The organism is Streptomyces sp. NPDC002386, from assembly GCF_053593175.1.
This window is the reverse complement of the sequence record NZ_JBSFBX010000008.1, coordinates 145,730-165,528: the sequence shown is the minus strand read 5'-3', so window position 1 is coordinate 165,528 and position 19,799 is coordinate 145,730. Positions and strand designations below refer to the sequence as shown.

Below are 19,799 nucleotides of genomic sequence, written 5' to 3'. Positions count from 1 at the left end.
GTGTGGACGACGCCGCGAGCGCTCGTCCCCGGTGCTGATCAACTAGGTTGGGACCGGCAGCGGGGCAAGGTACACAGCACGACAGGTCGCAGGAAAGAAGGCTGACGTCGAGATGAACGCAGACGGCCGTACCAGGCTCAACCAGACGCCCGAGTGGAGCGCTCTCGCCAAGCACCGGGAGGAGCTGGCCGACACCCACCTGCGGGACCTGTTCGCCGCCGACCCGGAGCGCGGCGCCGGGTACACGCTGCGGGTCGGCGACCTGCACATCGACTACTCCAAGCACCTGGTCACCGACGACACGCTGCGGCTGCTGCGCGAGCTCGCCGCCGCGACGGACGTCTTCGGCCTGCGGGACGCCATGTTCCGCGGCGCGAAGATCAACACGACCGAGGACCGGGCGGTGCTGCACACCGCGCTGCGGGCCGCGCCGGACGCGGTGATCGAGGTCGACGGCGAGAACGTCGTACCGAAGGTGCACGCGGTGCTGGACAAGATGGCGGGCTTCGCGGAGCGGGTCCGCTCCGGCGAGTGGACCGGCCACACCGGCCGGCGGATCCGCAACGTCGTCAACATCGGCATCGGCGGCTCCGACCTCGGCCCCGCCATGGCCTACGAGGTGCTGCGCGGCTTCACCGACCGCGACCTCACGGTCCGTTTCGTCTCCAACGTGGACGGCGCCGACCTGCACGAGGCGACCCGCGACCTGGACCCGGCAGAGACGCTGTTCATCATCGCCTCCAAGACGTTCACCACGATCGAGACGATCACCAACGCCACCTCGGCCCGCGCCTGGCTGCTGGACGCGCTCGGTGACGACTCCGCGGTGGCCCGGCACTTCGTCGCCCTGTCGACCAACGCCGAGAAGGTCACCGGGTTCGGCATCGACCCGGACAACATGTTCGAGTTCTGGGACTGGGTCGGCGGACGCTACTCCTACGACTCGGCGATCGGCCTGTCGCTGATGATCGCCATCGGCCCGGACCGGTTCCGCGAGATGCTCGACGGGTTCCGCCTGGTCGACGAGCACTTCCGCACCGCGCCCCCCGAGTCCAACGTGCCGCTGCTGATGGGCCTGCTGGGCATCTGGTACGGCAACTTCCACGACGCCCAGTCGCACGCGGTCCTGCCGTACAGCCACTACCTGTCGAAGTTCACCGCCTATCTCCAGCAGCTCGACATGGAGTCCAACGGCAAGTACGTGGCGCGGGACGGCGGACGGGTCGAGTGGCAGACCGGACCGGTCGTGTGGGGCACGCCCGGCACCAACGGGCAGCACGCCTACTACCAGTTGATCCACCAGGGCACCAAGCTGATCCCGGCGGACTTCATCGGCTTCGCCGAACCGGCCGGCGAGCTGAGCGGTGAACTCAAGGCCCAGCACGACCTGCTGATGGCGAACTTCTTCGCCCAGACCCAGGCCCTGGCCTTCGGCAGGACCGCCGACGAGGTCCGCGCCGAGGGTGTGCCGGACGACCTGGTCCCGCACAAGACCTTCCCCGGCGACCGGCCGACGACCACCATCCTCGCGCGCGAGCTGACCCCGTCCGTGCTCGGCCAGCTCGTCGCCCTCTACGAGCACAAGGTGTTCGTGCAGGGCGCGGTGTGGAACATCGACTCCTTCGACCAGTGGGGCGTGGAGCTCGGCAAGGTCCTCGCCAAGCGCATCGAGCCGGCCCTGACCGAGGGCGCGGAGGTCCCCGGCCTGGACGCCTCCACCCGGGCGCTCGTCGCCACGTACCGGGAGCTGCGCGGCCGCGGGTGATCCGTGCGCCGGCCGGGCCGAAGGCGAGCGCCTCCGGCCCGGCCCCGGCGCTCAGGCCACCGCGCTCAGCGTGTCCGCCTGCCGCCGGCGTGCCGCCCGGGCGGCGGGCAGCGCGGTGAGGGCGGCGGCACCCAGCACGGCGCCCGCGCCCAGCGCGAGCAGCAGACCGGGCGGGGGCGACTGGGCGATCCCGGCGCCGATGCCGCTGGAGTCGCCCTGGGCGTCGATCAGCCGGTGCGCCAGCGGCAGCCCCAGTGCCGTCCCGGCGACCGCCGCCGCCAGCGCCGTGCAGGTCGTCGCCGTGACGGTGATCGCGCCGATCTGCCGCGGTGACATGCCGATCGCGCGCAGGGCCAGCACGTCCCGCTCGCCCTCCCGTACACCGCCGCCGATCGCGGTGAGCAGCTCGACCAGACCGATGAGGGCGAGCACCGCGACCAGCCCGGCGACGACCGCGCGCAGCGGCGACAGACCGTCCGCCGGGTTCGGCACGGCTGCCACGTCCAGGTGGCCGTGCCCGGCCGCGGCGAGGGCGGCCGCGACCCGCTGCGGATCGGCGCCGGGGCGCAGCCGGAGCTGGTAGAACGCGGGGGACAGGGCGGGGTCGTTCTCGCGCAGGGTGTCCACCGAGGTCGTCACGACCCGGCCGGCGTTCTGCGGTTCGAGGCTGCGGCCCACGATGTGCAGGATCTGCGGCCGCTCGCCCACCGTCATCCGCACCCAGTCACCGACCCGTACGTGCAGCAGGTCGAGCAGGCCCTGCCCGGCCACCGCCTCGTCCGGCCCGCGCGCGGCCCGGCCCTCGGCGAGCGCGTACGGGTAGGGCCGGTCCTGGGTGCCGAGGCCGCGCAGGGCGATCGTCCCGGTCTGGCCGGGCACCAGCGCGGCCACCTCGACCCCCGGATAGGCGCCGGCCACCCGGCGGTCGGCCGCCAGCACCGCCCGTACGTCCGCGTCGCCGAGAGCGCCGTCCGAACGGACCGCCAGCGCGGCCGGCAGACCCACCCGCTCGGGGCTGCTGTGGAAACGGTCGATGGTCGTCCAGGCGCTGAGCGCCACCACGATCAGCGTCAGCGGCAGTGTCAGCCGGGCCACGCCGGCCAGCGACCGGCCGCGGCCCGCGAACGCCTTGTGGCAGCCGAGGACGAGCGCGGCCGGCAGCCGCAGCCCCAGGGCGCCGCGCGCCAGGCCGGTCAGCCGGCCGCCCGCCGGAGCGGACGGCCGCGGTACCGGCACCGGCGGCACCCGGCCCGCCCGCCAGGCCGCGAGCCCCGTCGTCAGACCGATGAACAGCACCGCGCCCACGGGCACGGCGGACAGCGCGACGGTGTGCCCGGGCAGCGTCTGCCACACGCCCACCGCGTCGCCGAGCCGCCCCGGGACCCGGCTGCCGCACCCCTCGGTGAGCGCCGCGGCGGCCACGGCGCCGAGCGCCGCGTACGCCAGGTGCTGCAGCAGGAAGACCCGGACCACCTGCCCGGGTGTGAAGCCGATCGCCTTGAGTACCGAGATGTCCCGCAGATGGCCGCGGATACGGGTGCCGATCGCGCCGTGCACGGCGAACCCGGCGGCCGCCAGGGCGCCCAGCCCGAACAGGCCCAGCACCTGGCCGAGCAGCCGGTTCTCGCCCTGCGCCGCGGCCCGCGCCTGCTGCCAGGTGGAGACCTCGCCGACCGCGCCCGCGCCGAGCACGGTGACGGCGCGCTGCACCGCGTAGTCCGTGTCGGCCGGGTCGCCGAGGCGCAGCCCGGTCACCTGGCCGCCGGGCGCGCGCACGGCGGACGGCAGCGCCCAGACCAGGCCGGGCTGGGAACCCGGGCTGTAGCCGGGCTCGGCGCTGTCCGCGACGCCGGCCACGGTGAGCGTCCGGGTGGTGCCGGGCAGCGCGAGGGTGTCGCCGGGCTCGGCCAGCAGCGCCCGGGCCAGCCGGCTCTCCAGGACCACGCCGTCCGGCCGCCCGGGGTCGAGCCAGTGGCCCGCGGTGAGCACCGGGCGGCCGACCGAGGGCAGCCGCGGGGTGCCGCGCAGTTCCACGGCGGCCCGGGTGCCGCGGCCGGCGACGGTGGCGGACTCGGTGGGGTAGGGGCCGGCGACGGACTCGACCCCGTCCAGCCGGGCGAGCTTGCGGGCGTCCGCCGAGGGGGCGGTGTGGATCCACACATGGGCGCCGCGGGCCTGGGTGAAGGTGCGCTGCCAGGGATTGGTGGCATAGCCGAACAGGGCCGCGGCCAGCAGCAGGGAGGCGACGATGCCGGCGGTGGCGAGCGTGATGAACAGCGCCTCGCCGCGGTGCGTGCGCAGATCGGAGTGGGCCCAGCGCAGGGTGGCTCGCACGGCTCAGTCCCCGGTCCCGTGACCGTACGGCCGGTGTGCCGTCGGCAGGCGGTGCGCCGCCGGTCCGCGCGCCATCAGTCCCTCAGCTCCAGCACGCCCGCGGTCCCGGGCTTCCGGGACGGGGGACCGTCCAGGACGGCGTCGTCGGCTATCCGGCCGTCGAAGAAGCTGATCACGCGGTCGGCGGCGCTGGCCAGCCGGGCGTCGTGGGTGACCAGGACGATGCTCTGCCCGCGCCCGTGGAAGCGGGACAGCAGCCGCATCACCTCGCGGGTGCCCTTGCTGTCCAGACTGCCGGCGGGCTCGTCGGCCAGCAGCAGCGGCGGGTGGTTGACCAGGGCGCGGGCGAGCGCGACCCGCTGCTGCTCACCGCCGGACAGCTCGCCGGGCATGCTGCGCTCCTTGCCCGCGAGACCCAGCTCGCCGAGGAGTTCCTCGCGCTCGGCCCGGGCCCGCTTCGGGGACACGCCGGCGAGCAGGGCGGGCAGCTCGACGTTGTCGGCGACCGACAGGTTCGACACCAGGTTGAAGAACTGGAAGACGATCCCGATGGCCTTGCGGCGCTCCACCGCCCAGCGCGCCTCGCTGAAGGAGTCCGTGCACCGGCCGTCGAGCCAGATGCTGCCCTCGTCCGGCCGCTGCAGCCCGCCGAGCAGGTGCAGCAGCGTGGACTTGCCGGCTCCGGACGGCCCGGTGATCGCCACGAACTCGCCGCGCGCCACGCTCAGGCCCACCCCGCGCACGGCGTGCGCGGGCGCGCCCTCGCCGTGATGGGTCTTCACCAGTCCCTCGGCGCGCAGCAGCGGAACGGAGCCGTCGTTCACTCCAGTTCCTCCAGTTCCTCCTGGCACCGCTCCAGCCAGTCGAGGTCGGCCTGCAGATGCAGCATCGCGCCCTCGATGAGCAGCTGGGCGATTCGGTTGTCCCGGCTCTCGGCCGCGGCCAGTTTCGACAGATCGCGCATGGTGTTGAGGTACTGGCGCCGCTGTCTGTTGATGAGTGCGATCTGGTCGGCGAGACCGGCCTGCGGGGCCAGCGCGAGCTTCATGAAGAACTCGTCCCGTACCCGCGGCTCGTCCTCGGTCTCCTCGAACCAGGCGTGCAGCGCCTCCCGCCCGGCGTCGGTGAGGTGGTAGACCTTCTTGTTGGGCCGGCTCGACTGCTCGACGTCCTCGCCCTCGATCAGTCCCGACTTCTCGAGGCGGCCGAGGGTCACGTAGATCTGGCCGACGTTCGGCTGAGGGTACGCGGAGCCCAGCAGTTGCTCAAGGTCCTGCTTCAGCTCGTAACCGTGGGCGGGGCCACGCGCGAGCAGTGCCAGGAGGGGCAGGCGCACTCGTGCTCTCCTCCTGTCTCCGCCAATGTGCTCCAGGCCCTAGTATCGCCCATACCTAACAGGTATACATGGCCTCTGACTCCCGGGCGAGGGTGCCCGGAGCCGGGTGTACGTGTTCAGGGAGGAACCTATGCGGTGGATGCGCGCCGCCGGTAGGGGGCTCCTGGTTCTCGCCGTGGTCCTGTCCGGGTACGTGGCCTCCGGCGCCCGCGCCGGCGGACCCGGCGCCGGCGGGCGCGGACCGCTCACCCTGGCCACCGCCGGTGACCTGACCAGCTACCTCGGCCCGCTGCTGCGGGGCTGGAACCGCACCCATCCCGGCGAGAAGGTGACCCTCGTCGAGCTGCCGGACTCCGCCGACGAGACGTACGCGCAGATGACCACCGACCTGCGCGGCGGAGACCGGGGCCGGTTCGACGTCCTCAACATCGACGTCAACTGGACCGCCGAGTTCGCGGCGGCCGGCTGGATCCGTCCGCTGCCCGGGGACCGTTTCCCGCTCGGCGGCTTCCTGAAGCCGGTGGTGAGGACCGCCACGTACGACGGGCGGCTGTACGCCGTCCCGTACGTCACCAACGCCGGGCTGCTGCTGTACCGCAAGGACGTGCTCGCCAGGGCCGGGGTGCCGCCGCCGCGAACCTGGGCCGAGCTGGAGCGCGACGCGAGAACCATCGCGCCCAGGTACGGCCTGGACGGCTACGCGGGCCAGTTCCTGCCCTACGAGGGCCTGACGGTCAACGCGGCCGAGGCGGTCTACTCGGCGGGCGGCACCATCCTCGGCGACGAGGGCACCCGCGTCACGGTGGACTCCGACGCCGCCCGCGAGGGCATCGGCTTCCTCGCCCGCGGCCTGCGCGAGGGCTGGATCCCCAAGGCGGCGCTGACGTACAAGGAGGAGGAGTCCAAGGAGGCCTTCCGGGACGGCCGGCTGCTCTTCCTGCGCAACTGGCCCTACGCCTACGCGGCCGCCTCCGCCCGGGGTTCCAAGGTCGCCGGCCGGGTCGGCGCGGTACCGCTGCCCGGACCCGACGGGCCGGGCAAGAGCGTCCTCGGCGGATCCAACCTGGCCGTCAACACCCACGCCCGGCATCCGGATTCGGCCGCGCGTCTGATCGCCTATCTCACCGGCGAGCGCGTCCAGCGCCAGGTGCTGACGCGGGGTGCGCTGCCCCCCGTGCGCGCCGCCCTCTACGACGATCCCGCCCTGATCGCGCGGTTCCCCTATCTGCCGACCCTGCGCGCCGCCGTCATGTCGGCCGAGCCGCGCCCCACGAGTCCGCACTACGACCAGGTCAGCCTGGTGGTCCAGGCCGTCGTGCACGACGCGCTGACCGGGCGGCAGACGCCCTCGGCCGCGGTGCGCCGGCTGGCGCGGGAACTCGACGCCGTCGCGGGCCGATAGTCACCTCCGTAGTTACTTGTTAAGTAACGCCGACGTCTCAACTGTGCTCAGGATGCCCGAATAAGTCCCTGTTTGCTCCCCCAACTCGGCAGTAGTGTTCGTTCTTTTCATTGACACCCTCGCGACACGCCTACCTAACATGCATGCATAACTGCTGCCCTTCACAGAGACAGGCCCCAGGGTTGAACAGGCATCATTGGTGGCGTGACGCGGTGATCTACCAGGTCTACGTCCGCAGCTTCCTCGACAGCACCGGCGACGGCATCGGCGATCTGGCCGGCGTGCGCGCCGGACTGCCGTACCTGAAGAAGCTCGGCGTCGACGGGATCTGGCTGAGCCCGTTCTACCCCTCGCCCCAGCACGACCACGGCTACGACGTCGCCGACTACCGCGACGTCGACCCGCTCTTCGGCGACCTCGCCGAGTTCGACCTGCTGATGGCCGCCGCCCGGCGGCTCGGGATCAGGGTCCTGCTGGACATCGTCCCCAACCACTGCTCCAGCGAGCACCCGTGGTTCCGCGAGGCACTGGCCTCCGCGCCCGGCAGCCCGGCCCGCGCCCGCTTCCACTTCGCCGACGGCCGCGGTCCCGGCGGCGCCGAACCGCCCAACAACTGGCACGCCATGTTCGGCGGCCCGGCCTGGACCCGGGTCACCGAGGCGGACGGCCGGCCCGGCCAGTGGTACCTGCACATGTTCACGCCCGAGCAGCCCGACTGGAACTGGCGGAACCCGCAGACGCCCGAGGAGTTCGACCGGACCTTGCGCTTCTGGCTCGACCGCGGCGTGGACGGCTTCCGCATCGACGTCGCCGCCGGGCTGTACAAGCACCCCGCACTGCCCGACTCGGACGACCCGGAAGCCGACGCCCGCACCCGTGACTCGGTCAACCCGCTGGCCTGGAACCAGCCCGAGGTGCACGACGTGTGGCGGCGGTGGCGGGCCACCTGCGAGGAGTACACCGCCCGCGACGGCCGCGAGCGTCTGCTGGTAGGCGAGGTCTCCGTGCCCACCGCCCGCGAACACGCCCGGTACGTCCGCCCCGACGAACTCCACCAGGCCTTCTTCTTCGACCTGCTCGGCGCCCCCTGGGACGCCGACGCCTTCCGCAAGGTCGTCTCCGAGGCCATGCAGGACATCGCCGGCACCGGTTCCACCGTCACCTGGGTCCTGAACAACCACGACCAGGTGCGCACCGTCACCCGCTACGGCGAACCCGCCACCGGGGGCAGCGGCCTCGGTCCCGCCCGCGCCCGCGCCGCCGCGCTGCTGATGCTGGCCCTGCCCGGCGCCGCGTACATCTACCAGGGCGAGGAACTGGGCCTGCCCGAGGTCGTCGACCTGCCCGACGACGTGCTCACCGACCCGATCTTCCACCGCACCGGAAGCCGGGCCCGCATCCGCGACGGCTGCCGGGTGCCCCTGCCGTGGTCCGGGCAGGCCTCACCGTTCGGCTTCACCTCCGGCGCTCAGAGCGCCAGGCCCTGGCTGCCGCAGCCGGAGTACTTCGCCGAGTACGCCACCGACCGCGCCCTCGCCGACACCCGCTCCTTCTGGCACCTGTACCGCGACGGCCTGCAACTGCGTTCCTCGCTGCCCCAGTTGGGCGAGGGCACGCTGCGCTGGCTGGACACCCCGCCCGGCGTCCTCGGCTTCGTCCGCGGCGACGGCCTGGTCTGCGCCGTCAACTTCACCACCTCGCCCACGCCCGCACCGGCCTCCGGCACGCCCCTGCTGTCCAGCGGGCCCTGCCCGGCCGGGGTGCTGCCCGGCTCGACCGCCGCCTGGTGGCTCGCCGACCTCTGACCTCCCCCCGCTCCACGTCAACTCCCACCTTTCCGAAGGGACATCAACGATGATGCGACGACGTACCACCCTGCTCACCGGCTGCACCGCCCTCGCCCTGGCGCTCGGCGCGACCGCCTGCGGCGGCGGCCCCGTCTCGGCCGGCGGCGGCGACAAGGCGCTCAGCGGCCGGACGGTCACCGTGGCCGGCGTCTGGTCCGGCAGCGAACAGAAGAACTTCCAGAAGGTGCTGGACGCCTTCACCGCGAAGACCGGCGCCAAGACCCAGTTCGTCTCCACCGGCGACAACGTCTCCACGGTCGTGGGCAGCAAGATCGAGGGCGGCAACGCGCCCGACGTCGTGATGGTCCCGCAGGTCGGCGTGCTGCAGCAGTTCGCGAAGAAGGGCTGGCTCGAGCCGCTGTCCGCCACCACGGGCAAGTCCGTGGACGCGGGCTACGCCCCCGTGTGGAAGAAGTACGGCAGCGTCGACGGCACCCTCTACGGCCTCTACTTCAAGGCCGCCCACAAGTCGACCGTCTGGTACAGCCCCGACGCCCTCGCCCAGGCGGGGGTGAAGCCGCCGAAGACGTACGACGAGATGCTCAAGGCCGGGCACACCGTCTCCGACTCCGGGCTCGCCGCCTTCGCCGTGGCCGGGCAGGACGGCTGGACCCTCACCGACTGGTTCGAGAACATCTACCTCTCCCAGGCCGGCCCCGGGAAGTACGACGCCCTCGCCGCGCACCGGCTGAAGTGGACGGACGCCTCCGTCGTCCAGGCACTCGGCACCCTCGGCAAGCTGTTCAAGGACAAGCAGCTCGTCGCGGGCGGCCAGAAGGGCGCCCTGAACACCGACTTCCCGGGCTCGGTGGAGAAGGTGTTCGGACCGAAGCCGCAGGCCGGCCTGGTCTACGAGGGCGACTTCGTCGCCGGCGTCGCCCACGACCAGTTCCAGCGGAGCATCGGCAAGGACGCGGACTTCTTCCCGTTCCCGGCGGTCGGCGGCGGCAGGGCACCGGTGGTCAGCGGCGGCGACGCGGCCGTCGTCCTCAAGGACGGCAAGAACGCGAAGGCCGGCATGAAGCTCCTGGAGTACCTGGCGACCCCCGAGGCGGCGGCCGTGTGGGCGAAGGCGGGCGGCTTCCTGTCCCCGAACAGGAAGCTCGACCTCGCCTCCTACGGCGACGACGTCACCCGCGCCACCGCCAAGTCCCTCGTCGGCGCCGGTGATTCGGTCCGCTTCGACATGTCCGACCAGGCGCCTGCGGCCTTCGGCGGCACCAAGGGCACCGGCGAGTGGAAGCTCCTGCAGGACTTCCTGCGCGACCCGTCCGACCCGAAGGGGACCGCGGCGAAGCTCGAGGCCGCCGCGGCCAAGGCCTACCAGGACTGACCGGACCGATGACCGCCACCACACTCGTGTCCGAGGAGGCGGCCCCGCGCGCCGCCGGCGCGGCCCGCGGGCGCCGCGGCCGGCGGCGCGCCCGGACCGTCGCCCTGCTCTTCGTCCTCCCCGCCCTGCTCCTGCTCGGCGCGCTCGTCGTCTACCCGGTGCTGTTCTCCGTCGGCCGCAGCTTCTTCGACGCCTCCGGCACCCGGTTCGTCGGCGGCGGCAACTACGCCGAGATGTTCCGCGACCCGGCGACGCTGAAGGCCATCCGCAACACCACCATCTGGGTGGTCGTCGCCCCGGCCCTGCTCACGGGCCTCGGCCTGATCCTGGCCGTCCTGGTGGAGAAGGTCCGCTGGGCGACGGCGTTCAAGCTGCTGCTGTTCATGCCGATGGCCGTCTCCTTCCTCGCCGCCGGCATCATCTTCCGGCTCGCCTACGACGAGGACCCGGACAAGGGCGTCCTCGACGCCGCCGTGGTCTCCGTGCACGACGCCTTCGAGGGAACCTCGTCGTACCCGACGGCCCGCGGCCGCGAGGGGCTGCTGGACCAGGGCCGCGACGGGTCCTACCTCAGCCACGCGGCCGTCTCCCCGGGCGGCTCGGTCAGGCTGCCCATGGTCGGCGTGCTGCCGCGGGACCTGCCGCGGGACGCCTCGCCCGCCCGGCCGGCTGCCCGGCGCGGTGCCGCCGCCGGTGAGGTGCGCGGCGTCGTCTACCTGGACTTCACACCCGGCGGGGGAGGAAAGCAGGGCCGGGTCGACGCCGAGGAGAGCGGCCTGCCCGGCATGAAGGTCGAGGCGCTGCTCGACGGGAGGACGGTCGCGAGCACCACGTCCTCCTCCGACGGCTCCTTCCGTTTCACCGGACTCCACGCGGGCCCGTACACGGTGAGGCTGCCCGCCTCCAACTTCGCGCCGCCCTACCAGGGAGTCTCCTGGCTCGGCCCGACGCTCGTCACCCCGGCGATCATCGGCGCCTACCTGTGGATCTGGACCGGCTTCGCGATGGTGCTGATCGGCGCGGGTCTGTCGAGCCTGCCCCGGGACGCGCTGGAGGCGGCACGGATGGACGGCGCGAACGAGTGGCAGATCTTCCGCCGCATCACGGTGCCGCTGCTCGCCCCCGTGCTGACGGTCGTCTTCGTCACCCTCGTGATCAACGTGATGAAGGTGTTCGACCTCGTCTACATCATCGCGCCGGGACCGGTGCAGGAGGACGCCACCGTGCTCGCGACCCAGATGTGGCTGGTGTCGTTCGGCGGCGGCAACAACCAGGGGCTCGGCAGCGCCCTCGGCGTGCTGCTGCTCCTGCTGGTCGTCCCCGCGATGGTCTTCAACGTCCGCCGCTTCCGAAGGAGTCAGCGATGAACGCGGTCAGGCGCGGCCTGGGCAACGGCCTGGTCCAGGCGTTCCTCGTGGTGATCGGCCTGGTCTGGGTGACCCCGCTGGCGGGACTGTTCCTGTCCTCCCTGCGCTCGGCCCGGGACACGGCGAAGGGCGGCTGGTGGACGGCGCTGGCCAGTCCCACGCAGCTCTCCTTCGACAACTACTCGGCGCTGCTGAAGAACGCGGGCATCACCCAGGCCTTCTGGAACACCGTGCTGATCTCGGTGCCGACGACCGTCCTGGTCGTCGTCATCGCGGCCCTGGCCGGATACGCCTTCGCCTGGCTGGACTTCCCGCTGCGGGAACCGCTGTTCCTGCTGGTGGTGGCCCTGCTGGTGGTGCCGGTGCAGATCGGCCTGCTGCCGGTGGCCAAACTCTTCGGCCAGCTGGGCCTGTTCGGCACGATCCCCGGCGTCGTCCTCTTCCACGTCGCCTACGGCCTGCCCTTCGCGGTGTTCCTCCTGCGCAACTACTTCGCGGAGATGCCGAAGGAGATGCTGGAGGCGGCGCGGATGGACGGCGGCAGCGAATGGCGCATCTTCACCCGCCTGGTCCTGCCGGTGGGGCGCCCCGCCATCGCCTCGCTGGCCATCTTCCAGTTCCTCTGGGTCTGGAACGACATGCTGGTGGCGCTCCTCTTCGCCGACAGCTCCTCCCAGCCCCTGACCGTGCAACTCCAGTCCCAGATACGCCAGTTCGGCAGCAACATCGACGTCCTGGCCCCGGGTGCCTTCCTGTCCCTGATAGTCCCGGTGATCGTCTTCTTCGCCTTCCAGCGCCACTTCGTCCAGGGCGTGATGGCGGGCTCGGTCAAGTGACCCCACCTGACGGGGACGACGGAGGCGGCCGGCGAACCGGCCGCCTCCGTCGTGTGCGGGTCCGACCCGGCGTCAGCCGTGGAAGGTGATGTAGCCGTTGCCGTCGCGGTCGTTGGCGGACCTGGTGTAGGCGTGGGTGTCCGCGTGGGAGCCGGAGGGCTTGTAGAGGCGGATGGTGTCCTTGTCGTTGTTCCAGATGAAGTTGCAGTTCTGGCGGTAGACGACGTTGCCGGCGTCCGAGTCGGTGCCGCGGCCCCCGCGCAGCTTCACGTAGTCGCCGGGCTCGAGGTAGTGGTTCCCGGTGAAGACGAACTTGTTGCTGCTGGTGCTGTCCCGGACCACGTAGCCCTTGAGGTTCACGGTCGCGGTGCGCGAGTAGTTCTTGATCGTCACGTACTCGCTCTTGGTGTTGCCGGACGAGCAGCTGTTGGAGTCCCGCCCCGGAGCGTCGTACTGGACGCCCTTGATCTTCAGGGCGGAGGAGTACTCGGCGGCCTGCGCCGGGGCCGCGACGGTGACGGCGAGCGCTCCGGCCGAGACGGTTGCGGCCAGCGCGAAACGTATACGCATGAGGTCCCCCCTCAATGGTGCGAGTGTTGCGGCCAGGAGCTTACACAAAAGATGAGGGCTACATGTACGTTCCGTGCAGGAAATGTGAAGAGGCCTGCTGAGAGTGCGTCATCGAACGCCAACGCGAAGGGGGCGGCGGGGAGTTGGATCCTCCCTGCCGCCCCCGTCCGTCACGGAAGGGCGAACCTCACGGTGACGCCGGTGGATACAGCGACCGCGGCAGCTGCGAGGCCGCCGCCGAGTCCAGCAGCCACAGCGTCCGCGAACGGCCGCGGGCGCCCGCCGCCGGCGCCTGCACCTCACCCGCGCCCGACAGGGCGATGGCCACGGCCTGGGCCTTGTCCTCGCCGGCCGCGAGCAGCCAGACCTCGCGGGCCGAGCGGATCGCGGGCAGGGTCAGCGAGATCCGGGTCGGCGGCGGCTTCGGCGCGCCGTGCACGCCGACCACCGTGCGCTCCGTCTCCCGGACCGCGGGCAGCTCCGGGAAGAGCGAGGCCACATGGGTGTCCGGGCCGACGCCCAGCATCAGCACGTCGAAGGACGGCACCGGCCCGTGGTTCTCCGGACCGGCCGCCTTGGCCAGTTCGGCCGCGTAGGCCTCCGCAGCCGACTCCACGTCCGTACCGTGCGGACCGTCGGAGGCGGGCATGGCGTGTACGCGCTCCGGGTCCAGCGGTACCGCGTCCAGCAGCGCCTCGCGGGCCTGCGTGACATTGCGCTCCGGATCGCCCTCGGGCAGGTAGCGCTCGTCGCCCCACCAGAGGTCCAGCCGGCCCCAGTCGATGGCGTCCCGGGCCGGTGCCGCCGCCAGCGCGGCCAGCAGGCCGTTGCCGTTGCGGCCGCCGGTGAGGACCACGGACGCCGAGCCCCGGGAGGCCTGCGCGTCCACGATCCGCGTGATCAGGCGGGCCGCGGCGGCCTGCGCCATCAGTTCCTTGTCGTGGTGCACGACCAGCTGCGGAGTGCTCACTTCGCCGCCGCCTTCTTCGCCGGGGCCTTCTTGGCGGCCGCCTTCTTCGCGGGTGCCTTGGCGGCCTCCGCCTCCGGTCCGGCCGCCGCCCGCTCCGCCGCCGCGGGCTCCGCCCCGGTGTTCAGCCGCTCCACGCCGTAGGCCAGCGCCGAGGCGTAGGTGTCGTCCGGGTCGAGCCGGCGCAGCTCCTCCGCGATCAGCTCGGCGGTGTCCCGCCGCTTCAGCGCCACCGCGCGGGCCGGCTGGCCCTCGATGGACAGGGTGGCCAGCGAGCCGTCCGCCCGGTCCAGGGTGATGGGACCCTCGCTGGTGTCCATCCGCACGGCCGTCAGCCCCGGCCCCGCGGAAAGCGAGCGCCGGACGGGGACGTCCAGCCGGTCCGCGAGCCACATCGCCAGCAGCTCGCAGCTCGGGTTGAACTCCTCGCCCTCCACCTCGACGGCCTTCACCTCGCACACCACCTGGTCCAGGGCCGCCGCGAGCATCGAGCGCCACGGCGTGATCCGGGTCCAGGACAGGTCGGTGTCGCCGGGAGCGTAGGTCCCGGCGCGGGCGGACAGTTCCCGCACCGGCTGCTCGGCGGCATAGGTGTCGGTCACCCGGCGCTGGGCCAGCGCGCCCAGCGGATCGCCCGCCGGGTCCAACGGCGCGTTCACCGCCCACCAGACGACCACGGGGGCGTCGGGCAGCAGCAGCGGCAGCACCACCGAGTCGGCCTGTTCGGACACCTCGCCGTACAGCCGCAGGACGACCGTCTCGCCGGTGCCCGCCTCCGCGCCCACCCGCACCTCGGCGTCGAGCCGCGAGGACGTGCGGTCGCGCGGGGAGCGGGAGACCCGCTTGATGACCACCAGCGTGCGCGAGGGGTGCTCGCGCGAGGCGTCGTTGGCGGCCTTCAGGGCGTCGTAGGCGTTCTCCTCGTCGGTGACGATGACCAGGGTCAGGACCATGCCCACGGCAGGGGTGCCGATGGCGCGGCGGCCCCGGACGAGCGCCTTGTTGATCGCGCCGGCGGTGGTGCCGGTCAGGTCTATCTTCATGGCCGGCGCCAGCTCCGTCCGTCTCGTGCCAGCATCTCGTCCGCCTCGACGGGCCCCCAGGTGCCCGACTTGTACTGCGCGGGCCTGCCGTGCCGGTCCCAGTACTCCTCGATCGGGTCGAGGATCTTCCAGGACAGCTCGACCTCCTCCGTGCGCGGGAACAGGTTGGAGTCGCCGAGCAGCACGTCCAGGATGAGCCGCTCGTACGCCTCCGGGCTGGACTCCGTGAACGACTCGCCGTAGGCGAAGTCCATGGACACGTCCCGGATCTCCATCGAGGTGCCCGGCACCTTGGAGCCGAAGCGGACCGTGATCCCCTCGTCCGGCTGTACCCGGATGACGACCGCGTTCGAGCCCAGCTCCTCCGTCGCCGTGTGGTCGAAGGGGGAGTGCGGGGCCCGCTGGAAGACCACCGCGATCTCGGTGACCCGGCGGCCTAGGCGCTTGCCGGTGCGCAGGTAGAACGGGACGCCCGCCCAGCGGCGGTTGTCGATGCCCACCTTGATCGCGGCGAAGGTGTCGGTCTTCGACTTGCCGTCGATGCCGTCCTCTTCGAGGTACCCGATGACCTTCTCGCCGCCCTGCCAGCCCGCCGCGTACTGCCCGCGCACGGTGCTGCGGCCCAGGTCCTTCGGCAGCCGCACGGCACCGAGCACCTTGGTCTTCTCCGCCGCCAGCGCGTCCGCGTCGAAGGAGGCGGGCTCCTCCATGGCCGTGAGCGCCATCAGCTGCAGCAGGTGGTTCTGGATGACGTCACGGGCGGCGCCGATGCCGTCGTAGTAGCCGGCGCGGCCGCCGACGCCGATGTCCTCGGCCATGGTGATCTGCACGTGGTCCACGAAGGACCGGTTCCAGATCGGCTCGAACATCGTGTTGGCGAAACGCAGCGCCAGGATGTTCTGGACGGTCTCCTTGCCGAGGTAGTGGTCAATCCGGAACACCTGGTCCGGCTCGAACACCTCGTGCACGACCTTGTTCAGCTCCTCGGCCGACTTCAGGTCGTGGCCGAACGGCTTCTCGATGACGGCGCGCCGCCACGAACCCGAGGACTGGTCGGTCAGACCGTGCTTCTTGAGCTGCTGGATGACCACCGGGAAGGAACGCGGCGGCACCGACAGGTAGAAGGCGAAGTTGCCGCCCGTCCCCTGGGCCTTGTCCAGCTCCTCGATGGTGCCGCGCAGCCGCTCGAAGGCGTCGTCGTCGTCGAAGGTGCCCTGGACGAAACGCATCCCCTGGATGAGCTGCTGCCAGACCTCCTCACGGAACGGGGTCCGTGCGTGCTCCTTGACGGCGTCGTGGACCTCGGCGGCGAAGTCCTCGTGCGCCCACTCGCGCCGGGCGAAGCCGACCAGCGAGAAGCCCGGCGGCAGCAGACCCCGGTTGGCGAGGTCGTACACCGCGGGCATCAGCTTCTTGCGGGACAGGTCGCCCGTGACGCCGAAGATCACCAGGCCCGACGGCCCCGCGATGCGCGGGAGCCGTCGGTCGGCGGGGTCACGAAGCGGGTTCGCTCCGGAACCGGTGAGGCGTGACAACTCAGCCCTCCGAGGGGGCGAGGCGCTCGAGCTCCGCCTGGGTCGACTTCAGCAGGTCGTTCCAGGACGCCTCGAACTTGTCGACGCCCTCGTCCTCCAGCACCCGCACGACGTCGTCGTACGAGATCCCGAGCCGCTCCAGCGCGTCCAGGTCGGCGCGCGCCTGCTCGTAGGTGCCGGCGACGGCGTCGCCACGGATCTCGCCGTGGTCCTCGACGGCCTCCAGCGTGGCCTCCGGCATGGTGTTGACCGTGTTCGGCGCGACCAGGTCGGTGACGTACATGGTGTCCCGGTACGCCGGGTCCTTCACGCCGGTCGAGGCCCACAGCGGACGCTGCCGGTTGGCGCCGGCGCTCTCCAGCGCGCTCCAGCGCTCGGAACCGAACACCTCCTCGTACGCCTGGTAGGCGAGCCGGGCGTTGGCGACGGCGGCCTTGCCGCGCAGCGCCTTGGCCTCGTCGGTGCCGAGGGCGTCCAGGCGCTTGTCGATCTCGGTGTCCACGCGGGACACGAAGAACGACGCCACGGAGTGGATCTTCGAAAGGTCCAGGCCGCGCTCCTTGGCCGTCTCCAGGCCGGAGAGGTACGCGTCCATCACCTTGCGGTAGCGCTCCAGCGAGAAGATCAGCGTGACGTTCACGCTGATGCCGTTGCCGATCGTCTCGGCGATCGCCGGCAGACCCGCCTCGGTGGCCGGGATCTTGATCAGCGTGTTGGGGCGGTCCACCAGCCAGGCGAGCTGCTTGGCCTCGGCGGCGGTCGCCTTGGTGTTGTGCGCCAGGCGCGGGTCGACCTCGATGGAGACCCGGCCGTCCTGGCCGTTCGTGGCCTCGAAGACCGGGTGCAGGATGTCGGCGGCGTCGCGGACGTCCGCCGTGGTGATCATGCGGATGGCCTCTTCGACGGTGACCTTGCGGGCGGCGAGGTCCGACAGCTGCTGGTCGTAGCCGTCACCCTGCGAGATCGCCTTCTGGAAGATCGTCGGGTTGGTGGTGACGCCCACGACGTGCTGCTGGTCGATCAGCTCGGCGAGGTTGCCGGACGTGATCCGCTTGCGCGACAGGTCGTCCAGCCAGATCGCCACGCCCTCCTCGGAGAGGCGCTTCAGTGCGTCTGTCATGGAATTACATCTCCTACGTGTCGTATATGAGCGTCAGCGCTGGGCGGCGGCCAGGGATTCCCGGGCCTTGGCGGCCACGTTCTCGGCGGTGAAGCCGAACTCGCGGAAGAGCACCTTGCCGTCGGCGGAAGCACCGAAGTGCTCCAGCGAAACGATGCGGCCGGCGTCCCCGACGTACTTGTGCCAGGTCAGGCCGATGCCCGCCTCCACGGCGACACGGGCCTTCACGGACGGCGGCAGCACGGAGTCCCGGTACCCCTGGTCCTGCTCCTCGAACCACTCCACGGACGGCATGGACACGACCCGCGTGGGCACGCCCTCGGCCTGCAGCTGCTCGCGGGCCTCGACGGCCACGTGCACCTCGGAACCGGTGGCGATCAGGACGACCTGCGGCTCGCCGCCGTCGGCCTCCATCAGGACGTAACCGCCACGCGCGGCCTCGTCGTTGGGCTCGTAGATCGGCACGCCCTGGCGGGTCAGCACCAGACCGTGCGGCTGGCCCTTGCCGAACTCCTTGGTGTAGCGCTTGAGGATCTCGCGCCAGGCGATCGCGGTCTCGTTGGCGTCCGCCGGGCGGACGACGTTCAGGCCGGGGATCGCGCGCAGCGAGGCCAGGTGCTCGACCGGCTGGTGGGTCGGGCCGTCCTCGCCGAGGCCGATGGAGTCGTGCGTCCACACGTACGTCACCGGCAGGTGCATCAGGGCCGACAGGCGCACGGCGTTGCGCATGTAGTCGGAGAACACCAGGAAGGTGCCGCCGTAGACGCGGGTGTTGCCGTGCAGCGTGATGCCGTTCATCTCCGCGGCCATGGAGTGCTCGCGGATGCCGAAGTGGATCGTCCGGCCGTACGGGTTCGCCTCCGGCAGCGGGTTGCCCGCCGGCAGGAAGGAGCTGTCCTTGTCGATGGTCGTGTTGTTCGACCCCGCGAGGTCGGCGGAACCGCCCCACAGTTCCGGGATCACCGCGCCGAGGGCCTGCAGCACCTTGCCGGACGCGGCACGCGTCGCGATGCCCTTGCCCGGCTCGAAGACGGGGAGCTTCTCCTCCCAGCCGGCCGGCAGCTCGCCCGCTTCGATGCGGTCGAAGTCGGCGGCGCGCTCGGTGTTGCGGTCCCGCCAGAGCTGCAGCGACTTCTCCCACTCGGCCTTCGCCTGCGCGCCGCGCTCCAGCGCCTTGCGGGTGTGCGCGAGGACCTCGTCCGCGACCTCGAAGCTGCGCTCCGGGTCGAAGCCGAGGACGCGCTTGGTGGCCGCCACCTCGTCGTCGCCGAGCGCCGAGCCGTGGGCGGCCTCGGTGTTCTGCGCGTTCGGGGCGGGCCAGGCGATGATCGAGCGCATCGCGATGAACGACGGCCGGTCCGTGACCTGCTTGGCGGCCTCGATGGCGTCGTAGATGGCGTGCGGGTCGAGGTCGCCGTCCGGCTTCGGGGCGACCCGCTGCACGTGCCAGCCGTAGGCCTCGTACCGCTTGGCGGTGTCCTCGGAGACGGCGGTCTCGGTGTCGCCCTCGATCGAGATGTGGTTGTCGTCCCACAGCAGGATCAGGTTGCCGAGCTTCTGGTGACCGGCCAGCGAGGACGCCTCGGCGGAGATGCCCTCCTGGAGGCAGCCGTCACCGGCGATGCAGTAGATGAAGTGGTCGAAGGGCGACTCGCCCTGCGCGGCCTCCGGGTCGAAGAGCCCGCGCTCGTAGCGGGAGGCCATCGCCATGCCCACCGCGTTGGCCACACCCTGGCCCAGCGGACCGGTCGTGGTCTCCACGCCCTTGGTGTGCCCGTACTCCGGGTGGCCCGGGGTCTTCGAGCCCCAGGTGCGGAAGGACTCCAGGTCGTCCAGCTCCAGGCCGAAGCCGGCCAGGTAGAGCTGGGTGTAGAGGGTCAGGGACGAGTGGCCGGCGGACAGCACGAAGCGGTCGCGGCCGACCCACTCCGGGTCGGCCGGGTCGTGCCGCATCACCTTCTGGAAGAGGGTGTACGCGGCCGGGGCCAGGCTCATCGCCGTACCGGGATGGCCGTTGCCGACCTTCTGTACGGCGTCGGCGGCCAGGACCCGGGCGGTGTCCACGGCCCGCTGGTCCAGCTCGGTCCACTCAAGGTCTGTGGTGGTCGGCTTGGTGCTCACCCTGGGTCAGGGCTCCTCTCCACATGTCGGTCGCCGGCCCTGGGGGCGTGCCCCCTCCCGGCCGCCGGTGTGCACTGCCTGCCCACCGGCCGCCACGAGCCTACCCCCGTGAGGACGTGCGTTTTTTCGAGTCATTACAGACTGCCGGGACTCCTGGACATCCGCCTCCCGACTGGCCGACAGCGCATTTGGCAGATGAATACGGAGCCGCTCATCCGACTGC

Annotated in this window: 15 protein-coding genes; 6 read left to right on the top strand and 9 right to left on the bottom strand. The window is 71.8% G+C overall.

Annotated elements, in window-relative coordinates; all coding sequences use genetic code 11:
* Positions 1–112: 112 nt before the first annotated feature.
* Positions 113–1,765: a glucose-6-phosphate isomerase gene (gene pgi, locus ACWCPN_RS18050; RefSeq protein ID WP_451207012.1), complete on the top strand. Its 1,653-nt coding sequence runs from the start codon at positions 113–115 to the stop codon at positions 1,763–1,765.
* A 51-nt stretch (positions 1,766–1,816) separates the two neighbouring features.
* Here pgi and ACWCPN_RS18045 read toward each other — a convergent pair whose 3' ends face one another.
* The 3 genes from ACWCPN_RS18045 to ACWCPN_RS18035 all read right to left on the bottom strand — a co-directional run bounded on the left by ACWCPN_RS18045 (position 1,817) and on the right by ACWCPN_RS18035 (position 5,435).
* Positions 1,817–4,099 carry an FtsX-like permease family protein gene (locus tag ACWCPN_RS18045; RefSeq protein ID WP_451207010.1) on the bottom strand — a complete coding sequence of 761 codons (2,283 nt, stop codon included), beginning with the start codon at positions 4,097–4,099 and terminating at the stop codon, positions 1,817–1,819.
* 74 nt (positions 4,100–4,173) lie between these two features.
* Positions 4,174–4,923 carry an ABC transporter ATP-binding protein gene (locus ACWCPN_RS18040; protein ID WP_451207007.1) on the bottom strand — a complete coding sequence of 250 codons (750 nt, stop codon included), beginning with the start codon at positions 4,921–4,923 and terminating at the stop codon, positions 4,174–4,176.
* A complete protein-coding gene (locus tag ACWCPN_RS18035; protein ID WP_199210121.1) occupies positions 4,920–5,435 on the bottom strand; it encodes a helix-turn-helix transcriptional regulator in 516 nt (171 codons plus the stop codon). The genes ACWCPN_RS18040 and ACWCPN_RS18035 overlap by 4 nt, the downstream gene beginning before the upstream one ends.
* 130 nt (positions 5,436–5,565) lie before the next feature.
* On the opposite strand from ACWCPN_RS18035, the gene ACWCPN_RS18030 reads away from it, so the two are divergent.
* The 5 genes from ACWCPN_RS18030 (at position 5,566) to ACWCPN_RS18010 (ending at position 12,220) form a co-directional block, all read left to right on the top strand.
* Complete coding sequence (locus ACWCPN_RS18030; protein ID WP_451207004.1) at positions 5,566–6,837, top strand: ABC transporter substrate-binding protein; 1,272 nt, start codon at positions 5,566–5,568, stop codon at positions 6,835–6,837.
* Between the two features lie 143 nt (positions 6,838–6,980).
* Positions 6,981–8,642 (top strand): glycoside hydrolase family 13 protein, encoded by a 1,662-nt coding sequence (locus ACWCPN_RS18025; protein WP_451207002.1) that lies wholly within the window; start codon positions 6,981–6,983, stop codon positions 8,640–8,642.
* A gap of 49 nt (positions 8,643–8,691) precedes the next feature.
* Complete coding sequence (locus ACWCPN_RS18020; RefSeq protein ID WP_451206999.1) at positions 8,692–10,017, top strand: ABC transporter substrate-binding protein; 1,326 nt, start codon at positions 8,692–8,694, stop codon at positions 10,015–10,017.
* An 8-nt stretch (positions 10,018–10,025) separates the two neighbouring features.
* Positions 10,026–11,384 carry an ABC transporter permease subunit gene (locus ACWCPN_RS18015; protein ID WP_451206996.1) on the top strand — a complete coding sequence of 453 codons (1,359 nt, stop codon included), beginning with the start codon at positions 10,026–10,028 and terminating at the stop codon, positions 11,382–11,384.
* A complete protein-coding gene (locus ACWCPN_RS18010; protein ID WP_199210118.1) occupies positions 11,381–12,220 on the top strand; it encodes a carbohydrate ABC transporter permease in 840 nt (279 codons plus the stop codon). Before ACWCPN_RS18015 ends, ACWCPN_RS18010 begins: the two co-directional genes overlap by 4 nt.
* Before the next feature lie 72 nt (positions 12,221–12,292).
* Here the strand turns inward: ACWCPN_RS18010 and ACWCPN_RS18005 are convergent, their stop codons facing one another.
* The 6 genes from ACWCPN_RS18005 to tkt form a co-directional block, all read right to left on the bottom strand.
* Positions 12,293–12,790, bottom strand: a complete 498-nt coding sequence (locus tag ACWCPN_RS18005) for a lamin tail domain-containing protein (RefSeq protein WP_392294932.1) — start codon at positions 12,788–12,790, stop codon at positions 12,293–12,295.
* 187 nt (positions 12,791–12,977) lie between these two features.
* Positions 12,978–13,760: a 6-phosphogluconolactonase gene (gene pgl / locus ACWCPN_RS18000; RefSeq protein WP_199210116.1), complete on the bottom strand. Its 783-nt coding sequence runs from the start codon at positions 13,758–13,760 to the stop codon at positions 12,978–12,980.
* On the bottom strand, positions 13,757–14,800 hold the full coding sequence (gene opcA / locus ACWCPN_RS17995; RefSeq protein WP_451206992.1) for a glucose-6-phosphate dehydrogenase assembly protein OpcA: 1,044 nt from the start codon (positions 14,798–14,800) through the stop codon (positions 13,757–13,759). The genes pgl and opcA overlap by 4 nt, the downstream gene beginning before the upstream one ends.
* Positions 14,797–16,335 (bottom strand): glucose-6-phosphate dehydrogenase, encoded by a 1,539-nt coding sequence (gene zwf / locus ACWCPN_RS17990; RefSeq protein WP_451206990.1) that lies wholly within the window; start codon positions 16,333–16,335, stop codon positions 14,797–14,799. The genes opcA and zwf overlap by 4 nt, the downstream gene beginning before the upstream one ends.
* Before the next feature lies 1 nt (position 16,336).
* The gene (gene tal / locus ACWCPN_RS17985; RefSeq protein ID WP_451206987.1) at positions 16,337–17,455 is read right to left on the bottom strand and encodes a transaldolase; all 1,119 of its coding nucleotides are present in this window, start codon (positions 17,453–17,455) and stop codon (positions 16,337–16,339) included.
* Between the two features lie 33 nt (positions 17,456–17,488).
* Positions 17,489–19,576: a transketolase gene (gene tkt / locus ACWCPN_RS17980; protein ID WP_451206984.1), complete on the bottom strand. Its 2,088-nt coding sequence runs from the start codon at positions 19,574–19,576 to the stop codon at positions 17,489–17,491.
* Between the last annotated feature and the right edge of the window lie 223 nt (positions 19,577–19,799).

Coding starts and splice junctions, on each gene's coding strand:
- tal (WP_451206987.1), bottom strand. CDS start 17,455: ATGACAGACGCACTGAAGCGCCTCTCCGAGGAGGGCGTGGCGATCTGG.
- ACWCPN_RS18015 (WP_451206996.1), top strand. CDS start 10,026: ATGACCGCCACCACACTCGTGTCCGAGGAGGCGGCCCCGCGCGCCGCC.
- ACWCPN_RS18020 (WP_451206999.1), top strand. CDS start 8,692: ATGATGCGACGACGTACCACCCTGCTCACCGGCTGCACCGCCCTCGCC.
- ACWCPN_RS18005 (WP_392294932.1), bottom strand. CDS start 12,790: ATGCGTATACGTTTCGCGCTGGCCGCAACCGTCTCGGCCGGAGCGCTC.
- ACWCPN_RS18030 (WP_451207004.1), top strand. CDS start 5,566: ATGCGGTGGATGCGCGCCGCCGGTAGGGGGCTCCTGGTTCTCGCCGTG.
- ACWCPN_RS18010 (WP_199210118.1), top strand. CDS start 11,381: ATGAACGCGGTCAGGCGCGGCCTGGGCAACGGCCTGGTCCAGGCGTTC.
- ACWCPN_RS18025 (WP_451207002.1), top strand. CDS start 6,981: ATGCATAACTGCTGCCCTTCACAGAGACAGGCCCCAGGGTTGAACAGG.
- opcA (WP_451206992.1), bottom strand. CDS start 14,800: ATGAAGATAGACCTGACCGGCACCACCGCCGGCGCGATCAACAAGGCG.
- pgi (WP_451207012.1), top strand. CDS start 113: ATGAACGCAGACGGCCGTACCAGGCTCAACCAGACGCCCGAGTGGAGC.